Genomic DNA, 10,469 nt, shown 5'->3' with positions numbered 1-10,469 from the left:
ATCCACCACGGTCCAGTGTACCGGGTTTCCCATCGCTAGGGTTGTTTTCCGTCTGCAATTTGGTATCAGTGTAACTGAAACGAGGTAAAATCATTCCACCGGCGGGCGATTCATTCTGTAGCGGATGGCGCCGCCCTCCCGATCGTCCTCCTATCGCGATGTCTCCCGAAATCCACTCCAGGCATAACAATAGGAAATCCTGGCCCGGGGAATAGCAAGTCTGAAGTACAGCCCCCCAGATACGCCCTTTCACACCCTCACACCCCTCACATCACGAAAAATAGGGGGTACAGAGCGTGATCGGATCTCCGTGCAAGAGCCCGGAGACCCTGTCAACTCACATGGGGGTTGTGTCTGGAGTTACGAATGGGGGTAGAGTTTGGAGTTACTCCACCGGCACGAACTTCGTGCCGTAGTGGATGGTCCCGCTCTCGCCGTCCGCCGTCACCCGGCGGAAGACACTTTTGACCCGCATCCCGATCGCTGCCTCCTCAGGCGTGCAGGCGACCTGGGTCGTGAGCCGCGGCCCCTCGTCGAGCTCGACGATCGCGAGGACGTAGGGGGTCGTGTTCTCGAACTGGTCGCTTGCCGACCGGATCACCGTGTAGGTGACGACCGTCCCCTCGCCGGTGAACTGGTGGTCGACGATCTTGCCGCTCCGCCGGCAGTCGGGGCAGAGCGACCGGGGCGGGAAGAAGTACCGCCCGCAGGTCGTGCACTGCGTCCCGACCAGGTTATACCGCTGCGGGATCTTTCTCCAGAACCGTGATACCGACATTCTTACGCCCCCAGGATGTGCACGACGACCGTCGCGCCGGTGCCGCCCACGTTATGCGCCATACCAATCTCCGCGTCCACCTGCCGTGCGCCGGCATCGCCGCGCAGTTGCGTCACAATCTCGCAGATCTGCTTGATCCCCGTCGCACCGACCGGGTGGCCGCAGGCCTTCAGGCCGCCGCTCGTGTTCACCGGGATCTCCCCGCCGAGGGCCGTTGCCCCTTCCGCGGTGAGCCTCCCCGCCTCGCCCTTCTTGCAGAACCCGAGGTCCTCGATCGCGCAGATCTCGGCGATCGTGAAGCAGTCGTGGACCTCGACCATATCGATGTCCTTCTGGGTGAGTTTCGCCTGGGCGAACGCCCGTTTGCCTGCGGCGACCGTGGCGTCCAGGGTCGATATGTCCCGCCGGTCGTGGAGCGCGATGGTGTCGCTCGCCTGGGCGCTCGCAAGCACCCGCACCGGCGAGTCGGTGAACTCGCGGGCACGCTCGAGCGGCACCACGACGACCGCCGCCGCACCGTCGGTGATCGGCGAGCAGTCGAAGAGCCGCAGGGGGTCGGCCACGAGCGAGGAATTCAGGACCGTATCGACCGTGATCCTGTTCCGGAACTGCGCGATCGGGTTCCTTGCCCCGTTCTCGTGGTTCTTGACCGCGACCTGTGCAAGCTGCTCGCGGGTGAGCGGGTAGCGGTGCATGTAGTCGTTTGCGATCATCGCATACAGGCCCGGGAAGGTCGCCCCGGCGAACCCCTCCCACTCGCGGTCCGCGGCGCTCGCGAGCATATCCACGCTCGCCCCGGTCCCGACGTCCGTCATCTTCTCGACGCCCGCCGCGACGACGATATCCTCCATGCCGCTCGCGACCGCGGTCACCGCCTGCCGGAAGGCAAGCCCGCCGGAGGCGCAGGCCGCCTCCACCCTGGTCGAGGCGACGTGGTTGGTCGCAAGCCCGGCGTAGTCCGCGATCAGGGCACCGATATGCTCCTGCTCGACGAACCGCCCGGCGCTCATGTTCCCCACATAGAGGGCGTCGAGGGTTTCCCCGGAGAGCCCGGCATCCTCAAGCGCCAGCGCTCCGGCCTTCACAAAGAGGTCCCGGAACGAGGTGCTCCAGTGCTCCCCGAACTCCGTGCACCCGATGCCGATTACTGCTACGTCTCTCATTTCTGCATCACGATCTTTCCCTTGTGTTTGGCATACAGTGCATAGTCCAGGTATATCGGGTTCGCGAGCAGTTTCTCCACGCTCGGCGCCGCCGCCCGGTTGAACTCCCCGGACTCGATGGCGTCGGTGACCGTGATATCGAACGCGTCGCTCCCGGCTCCGGACCCGAACGAGGTCACAAAGATCCGGTCGCCCGGTTTCGCCACATCGAGCGTCGCCGCAAGCCCGATCATCGATGCCCCCGAGTAGGTGTTCCCGAGCCTCGGGACGACGAGGCCGGGCTTGATCTGGTCGTCCGTAAACCCGAGCATCTTCGCCACCCGCTGCGGGAACTTGGCGTTGGGCTGGTGGAAGACGGCGTAGTCGTAGTCCTTCGGGTTCGTCCCCGCCTGTTCAAACATCAGCCGGGCGGCGCCCTGGACGTGCTTGAAGTAGCCGGGGTCGCCAGTGAACCGTCCGCCGTGGCGGGGGTAGTTCTGCCCTTCCCGCCGCCAGAAGTCGGGAGTGTCGGTGGTGAACGAGCAGGTCCGGTTGATATCGGCGATGGTCTCCCCTTCGCCGATGACAAACGCCGCCCCGCCGGCCGCCGCCGTGTACTCGAGCGCGTCCCCGGGAGCCCCCTGGGCCACGTCCGCACCGATGGCGATCCCGAACGGGATCATCTTGCTCTTGACCATACCCATGCAGGTCTGGATACCGGCGGTCCCCGCCTTGCACGCGAACTCGTAGTCGGCGGCGGTCATGTTCGGGGTCGCCCCGATCGCCTCGCCGACCGTGCAGGCCGTGGGCTTGACCGCGTAGGGGTGCGACTCGCTCCCCACGTAGATGGCGCCGATCGCGTCGGTGTCGACGGCTCTTCGCCGGAGCGCGGCCCGTGCCGCCTCGACGGCGATCGTTGCTGTGTCTTCATCGAGATCGGGGACAGACTTCTCAAAGACCCCAAGACCTCTCATGACGTCGTTTGCATTGCCGCCCCAGACCCGCGCGATCTCCGGGACTTTTATCCGGTATCGCGGGATGTAGACGCCGTATGAGTAAATGCCTACCATAACGTTCCTCGCAGTGAACTGATGATCGTCTCGACATCCACCTCGGTGCAGAGCACCGTTATGCGGTCACGCTCCGCAAGCCCCGGGATGAGCGGGTGAACCTCTCCCGGGCTGATGCCCTGCAGCACCACGCACCGGGGTTTGAAGGGCGTGACCCGGATCGCCACCATGGGGGACTTCCCGGTCGAGACCTCGGTGAAGATGAGGGCACGCTCCGTGCTCCAGCCGTAGATGCGGTTGAACTCACTCGAAGAGAGCTGGAGGATCGCATTGAGGCTGTTTATCACCGTGTACCCGTAGATCGCCTGGTCCATCGAGCCGCAGAGTGTGACGGCGCCGATGACTTCGGCAAACTCCGAGAGGCTCACCGGGGATGCATACTCGTGGATGTCGTAGATGACGTCTTCGTCGAACTCACTGTACAGAATTTTTGCAAATTTGTTGATGTACCGGCCACCGTTGTCCTCATCGATCGAGAGGATCGTATCGACAATCTTGCCGACGATGGCGGTTCCCGGACTCTTTCGTCGTCCGCTTTCGTAATCACTGATAACTGAGGGAGAGACCTCAAGGCGTTCGGCGAGCACTCCCGGAGGAATGTTGAAACTCTGCCGCCACTTCTTTAAGGCCTGACCCGGTGAGTCCGAGAGTGTGATCTCTCCTGCCATTTTTTCGGCGAGTTGATGCCGCACTCCGGATTTCATGCAGGTACTGTTACCGCTCTGACTTAAAAAATTAGCGTATCCCATTTCGACATTTCACGAAGAATGCCCGGCAGGGATCCTTGCGCAACCCGTATATAGTATGCATCTCAATTCTGATATAATGGTTGAAGCGGAAGATCTGCAGTCCTTGAAGACGATCGCCCTGCTTGGCGGGTGCCGGGGGCCCATCTGGCTCTCGTCGCAGTCGCTTGGAAGCGAGCTGGGTATCAGCCCCCAGACCGCCTCGCGGCGGCTGATCGCGCTTGAACGGCAGCAGTTCGTCATCCGGTCGATGAAGCCCGACGGCCAGTATGTGGCCGTCACCCGGGAGGGCGAACAGGCGCTGCGGCGGGAGTATGCGGATTACGTGAGGATATTCAATCCGGAACGAAGGCAGTACGTCCTCGCCGGGACGGTGATCAGCGGACTCGGGGAAGGCCGCTACTACATGAGCCTCCCCCACTATAAGGAGCATTTCGGCGAGTATCTAGGATTTGAACCCTTCCCCGGAACCCTGAACATCAAACTCGATGCGGCGAGCATCCAGGTCCGCAAGCAGCTCGACCATGCCGGGTGGATCGACGTCCCGGGATTCACCGCCGATGAGCGGACGTTCGGCGGTGCGCGGATGCTCCCCTGCCGGATACAGGGGCAGGCGTGCGCGATCGTCGAGCCCTCCCGCACCCACTACCCGGAGGACATCATCGAGGTGATCGCCGGGTGCGAACTCCGCAAAGTCCTGAACCTGACCGATAACGATACGATCGAGGTGGAGATAACCCATGATTGATGCAGCCATACAGGCCCTCGCAAGGGGCGAATTCGTCCTGCTCTACGACTTTGACAACCGCGAACGCGAGACCGATTTCGCGATCCGGTCGGATGCGGTCACCCCCGCCCACATCCGGCAGATGCGCAAAGATGGCGGCGGGCTGATCTGCACGGCGGTCCATCCCGAGGCCGCAAAGAGGCTCGGCCTCCCGTTCGCCCACGATGTTCTGCGGGCCTGCAGCCTCGTCGAGAAGGACGGCGAGGTCCCCTACGACCCGAAAAACCACTCGTCCTTCTCGCTCTGGGTGAACCACCGGGAGACCTACACCGGGATCACGGATAGGGACCGCGCATTGACGGTCACGGCCATCGCGGACGAGGTTAAAAAGTCGCTCAACGGCGGCGGGCACGACTTTGCCGCGCATTTCCGGACACCGGGGCACATGGCGCTTCTCCGGGCCGCGGACCGGCTGCTCGATGAGCGGCGCGGCCAGACCGAGCTCTCGATCGCGCTTGCCGGGATGGCCAACATCACCCCGGCGGTCACGATCTGCGAGATGCTGGACGACGAGACGGGGTTCGCCCTCTCAAAAGAGGACGCGATGGCCTACGCCCGAAAGCACGGGCTCGTCTTCGTCGAGGGGCAGGACGTCCTCGACCGGTGGGAGTCGCGAACGTCGGGGGCGTAACCCCCACCGCTTCATCTCGGGCCCGCCCTCTCCCATGTATCAGGAGGGCCTTTTTACACATCCCCGGCGGAGAGCGGAAACCTATGCGGGTTTCCCAACTCCGCCGCAAAATAGCGTTCCTCATGTTTTTTCAAAAACAATATATACAATTGTACGGCATTTTAAACGGATGAAAAAAGATGCCGTGGCATACTTGAATACGAGAAAAAAGGGAGATTTCGCTGCACAGAAAGCCGATGTCGAGAACTATTGTAAATACCGGTTTCAGATTGTCGAATTCTTCAATGACCACCGTGCAAATGCAACACCGCCAGAGAAGCGAAAAGGCTTCGCTGATATGCTGGACTACTGCGCCGCCAATAATTGCCCCGATATCATCATCTACGATCTTGCGGGCCTTGCCCGGGATATGGACACCGGGCTTGCGACACTCAAGAGATTAAACGACCAATATACCGTCTACTGCGTGAACAACGACTTCTTCGGGTTCCGGGACGAGCCGGAACTCCGGCGGGAGGCCATCGCGAACTTCATTGCGTATATGGACCAGTACCGGGAGAGTGCCCGGAAAGCCGCTCCTGTCGCCTCGAAGAAGGCGAAGAAAGGGGACGGGCGGCCGATCGGGAGGCCGAGGGCGCTCAACGAGGGGCAGGTCGAGGCTCTCCTCACGATACGGCAGGCCGGGACGAGCATCAGCCAGATCTGCCGGATGTTCGATGTCAGCCGGAGCACGGTCAGCAAGATCCTCGCGGACTACCCCGAACTGAAGGGGGAGTGGAAGGGGGCCCGGCAGGAGCCGGCGGAGTGACGCGCGGGCCCGCTGATCCTTTTTTGTGTTTCAAGCCCTCTATTTTTCTGACCGGCATCGGATACCCGGATCTCATTCCGGCAGCGGGGGCCCGCCGCGGGTGTATCCTGTGGAGTCAAGGACCGCGAGCCAATCGAACTCGGCGAGGCTCTGCGGGGTGAGCGGGAAGTAGCCCGGGTTCTTCTTGCTCCCCGAGCGGGTGGGAATAGCCCCGGCGGGAAGCCCCTCCCCCCGGTGCGTCGGGATGAACCTTCCCGGCCCCGGAGCGGCGATGAGGTGTGCCTCGAGGGTGCCGGCTTCCGGCCGGCCGACGCCGTTTGCGTCCGAGATGCCTACCGCGGAGCCGATGACGGCGTAGCGTGGGCCGAGGATCCCGGCAAGGTGCGCTCCCGCCGGCCACCACGCGTAGAGGTCGGCACCGAACTGCCACTCCGCTTTCCCGCGCCGGAGATGCTCGTTGTGGGCGAAGGCGAGCACCCTTCCTCCCCGGCCGCATTCGCGGGAGACCATGTACGCGAGGTTGTCCGCCATCATCGCGTCGCGCATTGCAAGGAGCCGGGAGACCCGGTCGCCCGACGCCTGCGCGAGCCCGGCGTGGTAGTTCAGCAGCCCCCGTGCGGCCGTCGCATACTGCACGGCTTCCTGGTAGCGGTCCTTCCCGCCCTTCGCGATCAGTTCGGGGCGGCGGGCGTGCAGTTCCGCGATGAGGTCCTCGGTCTTGAGCCGCAGCGCGGCTGCGGCCGGCGATCGGCCTATCGACTTTGTCGGGTCGAAGACCGTCGCGGGGTCCTCCCAGTCGGCATCCGCGCCGATGAGCGGTTCGATCTGCTCGCGGTACGCCGTGCCCGCAGTACTATCGATCGCGGCGAGGTAATCGAGGACAAAGGAGAGGAGCCGGCGCGGACTATCGCTGCTGCCGAACTCGGTCGGCGCATCGAAGCCGTAGAACCGGAGTTTGACGCGGTGGGACGGGTCGGTGTTGTATGCCCGCATCCACTCCACGAGTTCCCGGTTCGCGTCGAGCCGGCCGAAACCGTGACTGTACCCGGTCTCCTGCACGTCCTCGTAGGACGCCGGGCCCTGGCCTGCCACGTATTCGTCCACCAGCCGCCCCCTTGGGAAACTGCTCTCGATGGCGATGGCAGTATACCCGTGCGCCGTAACAAGGCGCTCGAACAGCCGGTTGCGGAGGACGAGGAGTTCCTCGCCGCCGTGGAGGGCTTCGGAGAACCCGAGGAGGTCCACCGAATCGCCGAGCGCGGCAATCATCGCATCGACGGCGGCGTTGAAGGCCGCCGGCGAATCAAGGGAGAATGGAATTGCTTCGCGTGCAATCCAGTCGTCGAGAGTTGCGTATGGATGGGGCATGGATGACTCCGATCTGCCGGATGGCAGGTTTTCGTGGTAATACAACTGGGAAAGCGGTGGGTATTAAGTTGCGGGGCGTATCCGGCATTACAAAGTCTGGCAAACCGGGCGATTACTGTCTTCTCAGAATTGGTGAGGCACACCATTAAGTCTGATGAGTGGCAACCAACGTAATGCCTTCGGGCACAGGGGGGTCCGCCCGACCACGGAAATGAGCAGGCGGACCTCCGGCAACGCCGGTTTGGCACCTCTTCTGCCTCATTCGCCTGAGCGTCTGATCTGGTCGTCATCAGGAGGCAGCTGGCACACACTGTAAATAGGGCGTTCGCTCTCCGGTGCGTAGCGGGTATGCGTGAGAAGGATATACCCGCTCGCAGAGCGGAATCGCACGGTCTCCCCTGCGAAAGTTCCCGGCAAAATGTAATAATCACCTTGGGTGATGCACGAGTTGCCGTCCCGGTCCACGAATGCCGGTGCGGAACCGTTCTGGAGCGGCGATGCGATGCGTGACGTCCACCAGCCGGTTTCTCCGATCCCCAGGTAAATCTGAGATATCTTCGGCCCCGGAGCGGTGCTGCGGGGAACTCCCGGCGCAGTGCGCTTGGGGGCGTAGGAACTGTTTGCTACTGTAACAATATAGTCACCGTCAGAATTGCGTTCGATGACCGTCGAGAAGAGGAATGACATCGTTTCCGGTTTGATAAGATACCTGACCGGGGGTTCTACGGAGTAGTCCCAGTCGAGGGACGACTTCTGCTCCTTGAATCTGTAGATCTCTTTTCCATCGGTATACAGGGTGATGCATATCACACAACCCATTAAGGAATTTCTGTGAAAGGGTACATCAGGATTGAATGTAAGTGTTCGCGACTCGTGCGGTTTAAGGACAATCGATCCTTCTCCCCGGTAGAGCGGCATATCGGCCATGGGATCGTTTAACGTCCACGTGTACGCGATGGTCCGGTTGCTGCCGCCAGTGTTCTCCAGGGTGAACGTAAAGTTGTTGTCAAGATCGCAGTACGCATCCCTGACGACAACCGTGCCGAACAGCGTGAATATGCAGCCTGATGCCAGAACGATCACACATACGAGGATCGGTAACGTTAGAATGCTCTTCATCGTAGCCCTTCATCATAGACCTTTTTAACTTCTGCGAGCATTGTAATCTTGTAGCCGCCGGTTCGCTGAAAAAAGAGAGGAATTTGCATGGCGGCTAACGCTCCGCCGACTCGTTCGCGAAGACATAGGCTATGTACGGCTCCTCGATGTTGTTATGAGTTGCTGTTCCGGAAAAGACATAGATCGGCCAGACTGTCTCCTGTATTACACCCCTCGGCTCCATCCAGTATCCGAGCGAGACTTCTTCGATCACGATGCGATCAAACTCAGCGGCCACAGATGGACGAACCGTCTTTGCTGCGAGGAGATCTGCGTATGCCTGCTCCGGCGATTTGATGCTGACGCTTCCGTTTGGCACAACCTCTCTCCACGTCTTCACAAGCCCGACGGCTTCACCGCCGTCAGCTAAGATCACTGCAAATTCATCCCCGTATACCGGGAGTCCGTCGAGTGTTCGGCCAAAGCGGACTGCTTTCGTCACATCGTACGATACTTTCGGCTCAGTGGCACCTGCCTCCCAGACCTCCTGCTTCTGATTTACCCCGACGCTCACGATCTGTGCATCCGGGGACTCCATCTGCGTCTTCTTGAGGAATTCAAGGGCGATCTTCTCTGATTCCGCATCTGACGGCAGCTCCGGCTGTTCTGTTACTTCGTTCGGGAACTCTTTGTCGAGGATGTGGTAGATCATCGCGCCGGAATGTGTGTACACCGAGATCTGCTCTTCCGGCTGCTTGGACGTGTCCACGACGAGCACCTCACCTGTGTCCTTGTTGGAAACCCTTGGGGTTCCCGAAAGGTTGAACCTGCTTGCTATCTCCTTGACCTGATCTTCCGTGATCTTGATGGGTCTTACCCGGTATACCGGGTAAGACTCCTTTATCTGCGGCAGTTCGGCGGCAAGCGAGTATGTGGCATCATCAGCACTTGTCATCCTGGGGAGACTCGCGGAGATCGAATCCGAATCCATGACATACAAACATCCGACCGCGATTGCAAGTGCAATGCAGGCAAATACACCTAATTTAACATTCATTTTTCTCCTCCAGGTCAGTTGCAATTGTATAGCCATCGATAGATCTCACCGTCGACGGGAGGATCGGCAATAATCGATCCCTCCTTCCAGGCATTGTCGTGTCCGCAGTCAGCATTCTCACCGATGATGCCTACCCTGATCTCGCTTCCATGGTTTTCGTCGATGCCGATAAACCACGCAAGTCGCACTTTGTACCCATCTACGAGCTTATTGGCTACATTTGCGCCGTCATCCGGGAGATCGTAGCCCACACTATCAAATCCGCATACGAGATACACCGTTCATTGCATGGTGTGGGTAGTACTTGAGTTCGCTTGGGAGTTGAACTGTATGGCAGCTGTCCAGGAGCATCCATTCCAGGTCATAATCCCCCCACTCGCAATTGCGGAAATAGACCCAGCTGCCTGGTGCGCTGTTGAGTAGAATCCCTTGATTCCAGCCATGGCCGGCAAAGTAAACGATATCAGTTCCGTCAACATAGGACTGATCCAGGCCGGAGTATGTCCAGCGATTGACGTTCCTATCCTCATCTCCTATGAAGAAACTTTCAGTCCACCCCGCGCTTGAAAGCGCCTCACGAAACCCCTCAGCACTCGTGGGGCTGCTCGGCTGATTATTTCCCGCAAGATAATTACATTTGTACTCCACGCCAAATTCCGGGTACGAAGCGTCGTTATCGTCGCCTGTTCCTGCACAGGCTGGCGGAGCGAGGATCATCCCCATGACAATACCTGCCAGGAGTATCGATCTCTCAATCTTTCGTTTTTCCATCATCTCACCATCCTTGTTACTACATGTTACTCGGAGGCCTGCGGCGAGATGACTATGAGAGCATCGTCACTCCGGCATCGCCTCCGGACACAGGGGGGCCCGCCCGACCACGGAGAATGAGCAGACAGACCTCCGGCAATGCTGTTTTGGCATCGCCATGCTAACGCTGCGACGTTTTGCTATATACCTTTTCTGTCACATCCCTCTACACGT

12 protein-coding genes are annotated in these 10,469 nt (G+C 60.3%); 3 read left to right on the top strand and 9 right to left on the bottom strand.

All coding sequences use genetic code 11. The features are described 5' to 3' along the window. Positions 1-385 precede the first annotated feature (385 nt). Genes QZ650_RS08305 through QZ650_RS08290 form a run of 4 tightly spaced genes read right to left on the bottom strand, consistent with a single transcriptional unit; the run spans position 386 to position 3,694 of the window. Positions 386-778, bottom strand: a complete 393-nt coding sequence (locus QZ650_RS08305; RefSeq protein WP_292521776.1) for a Zn-ribbon domain-containing OB-fold protein — start codon at positions 776-778, stop codon at positions 386-388. 2 nt (positions 779-780) lie between these two features. After that, entirely contained in the window at positions 781-1,941 is a 1,161-nt protein-coding gene (locus tag QZ650_RS08300; protein ID WP_292521773.1) for a thiolase domain-containing protein, read from the bottom strand. Then, entirely contained in the window at positions 1,938-2,990 is a 1,053-nt protein-coding gene (locus QZ650_RS08295; protein WP_292521771.1) for a hydroxymethylglutaryl-CoA synthase, read from the bottom strand. The genes QZ650_RS08300 and QZ650_RS08295 overlap by 4 nt, the downstream gene beginning before the upstream one ends. After that, entirely contained in the window at positions 2,984-3,694 is a 711-nt protein-coding gene (locus QZ650_RS08290; RefSeq protein WP_292521769.1) for a helix-turn-helix domain-containing protein, read from the bottom strand. The genes QZ650_RS08295 and QZ650_RS08290 overlap by 7 nt, the downstream gene beginning before the upstream one ends. Before the next feature lie 121 nt (positions 3,695-3,815). Here QZ650_RS08290 and QZ650_RS08285 point away from each other — a divergent pair, with 121 nt between their 5' ends. The 3 genes from QZ650_RS08285 to QZ650_RS08275 all read left to right on the top strand — a co-directional run bounded on the left by QZ650_RS08285 (position 3,816) and on the right by QZ650_RS08275 (position 5,962). After that, positions 3,816-4,484 carry a DUF120 domain-containing protein gene (locus QZ650_RS08285; protein ID WP_292521767.1) on the top strand — a complete coding sequence of 223 codons (669 nt, stop codon included), beginning with the start codon at positions 3,816-3,818 and terminating at the stop codon, positions 4,482-4,484. Then, positions 4,477-5,154: a 3,4-dihydroxy-2-butanone-4-phosphate synthase gene (ribB, locus tag QZ650_RS08280; RefSeq protein WP_292521765.1), complete on the top strand. Its 678-nt coding sequence runs from the start codon at positions 4,477-4,479 to the stop codon at positions 5,152-5,154. The genes QZ650_RS08285 and ribB overlap by 8 nt, the downstream gene beginning before the upstream one ends. Positions 5,155-5,323: 169 nt before the next feature. Further along, positions 5,324-5,962, top strand: coding sequence for a recombinase family protein (locus QZ650_RS08275; RefSeq protein WP_292521763.1), 639 nt, complete (start codon positions 5,324-5,326; stop codon positions 5,960-5,962). Between the two features lie 72 nt (positions 5,963-6,034). Here the strand turns inward: QZ650_RS08275 and QZ650_RS08270 are convergent, their stop codons facing one another. The 5 genes from QZ650_RS08270 to QZ650_RS08250 all read right to left on the bottom strand — a co-directional run bounded on the left by QZ650_RS08270 (position 6,035) and on the right by QZ650_RS08250 (position 10,259). Continuing rightward, complete coding sequence (locus QZ650_RS08270) at positions 6,035-7,330, bottom strand: erythromycin esterase family protein (protein ID WP_292521761.1); 1,296 nt, start codon at positions 7,328-7,330, stop codon at positions 6,035-6,037. A 258-nt stretch (positions 7,331-7,588) separates the two neighbouring features. Then, positions 7,589-8,449, bottom strand: coding sequence for a hypothetical protein (locus tag QZ650_RS08265; RefSeq protein WP_292521759.1), 861 nt, complete (start codon positions 8,447-8,449; stop codon positions 7,589-7,591). 94 nt (positions 8,450-8,543) lie between these two features. Continuing rightward, positions 8,544-9,521 (bottom strand): calcium-dependent protein kinase, encoded by a 978-nt coding sequence (locus tag QZ650_RS08260; protein WP_292521757.1) that lies wholly within the window; start codon positions 9,519-9,521, stop codon positions 8,544-8,546. Next, positions 9,500-9,736, bottom strand: coding sequence for a DUF6345 domain-containing protein (locus QZ650_RS08255; RefSeq protein ID WP_292521755.1), 237 nt, complete (start codon positions 9,734-9,736; stop codon positions 9,500-9,502). The genes QZ650_RS08260 and QZ650_RS08255 overlap by 22 nt, the downstream gene beginning before the upstream one ends. Positions 9,737-9,740: 4 nt before the next feature. Then, a complete protein-coding gene (locus QZ650_RS08250) occupies positions 9,741-10,259 on the bottom strand; it encodes a DUF6345 domain-containing protein (RefSeq protein WP_292521753.1) in 519 nt (172 codons plus the stop codon). Positions 10,260-10,469 lie beyond the last annotated feature (210 nt).

The organism is Methanoculleus sp., from assembly GCF_020696975.1.
Classification (GTDB): domain Archaea; phylum Halobacteriota; class Methanomicrobia; order Methanomicrobiales; family Methanoculleaceae; genus Methanoculleus.
Note: the sequence above shows the minus strand (reverse complement) of the source record. Positions and strands in the feature narration are given on the sequence as shown.

Bases quoted from the DNA above. Each gene is read 5' to 3' on its own strand.
- QZ650_RS08305 (WP_292521776.1), bottom strand. From the start codon at position 778: ATGTCGGTATCACGGTTCTGGAGAAAGATCCCGCAGCGGTATAACCTG.
- QZ650_RS08300 (WP_292521773.1), bottom strand. From the start codon at position 1,941: ATGAGAGACGTAGCAGTAATCGGCATCGGGTGCACGGAGTTCGGGGAG.
- QZ650_RS08295 (WP_292521771.1), bottom strand. From the start codon at position 2,990: ATGGTAGGCATTTACTCATACGGCGTCTACATCCCGCGATACCGGATA.
- QZ650_RS08290 (WP_292521769.1), bottom strand. From the start codon at position 3,694: ATGAAATCCGGAGTGCGGCATCAACTCGCCGAAAAAATGGCAGGAGAG.
- QZ650_RS08285 (WP_292521767.1), top strand. From the start codon at position 3,816: ATGGTTGAAGCGGAAGATCTGCAGTCCTTGAAGACGATCGCCCTGCTT.
- ribB (WP_292521765.1), top strand. From the start codon at position 4,477: ATGATTGATGCAGCCATACAGGCCCTCGCAAGGGGCGAATTCGTCCTG.
- QZ650_RS08275 (WP_292521763.1), top strand. From the start codon at position 5,324: ATGAAAAAAGATGCCGTGGCATACTTGAATACGAGAAAAAAGGGAGAT.
- QZ650_RS08270 (WP_292521761.1), bottom strand. From the start codon at position 7,330: ATGCCCCATCCATACGCAACTCTCGACGACTGGATTGCACGCGAAGCA.
- QZ650_RS08265 (WP_292521759.1), bottom strand. From the start codon at position 8,449: ATGAAGAGCATTCTAACGTTACCGATCCTCGTATGTGTGATCGTTCTG.
- QZ650_RS08260 (WP_292521757.1), bottom strand. From the start codon at position 9,521: ATGGCTATACAATTGCAACTGACCTGGAGGAGAAAAATGAATGTTAAA.
- QZ650_RS08250 (WP_292521753.1), bottom strand. From the start codon at position 10,259: ATGATGGAAAAACGAAAGATTGAGAGATCGATACTCCTGGCAGGTATT.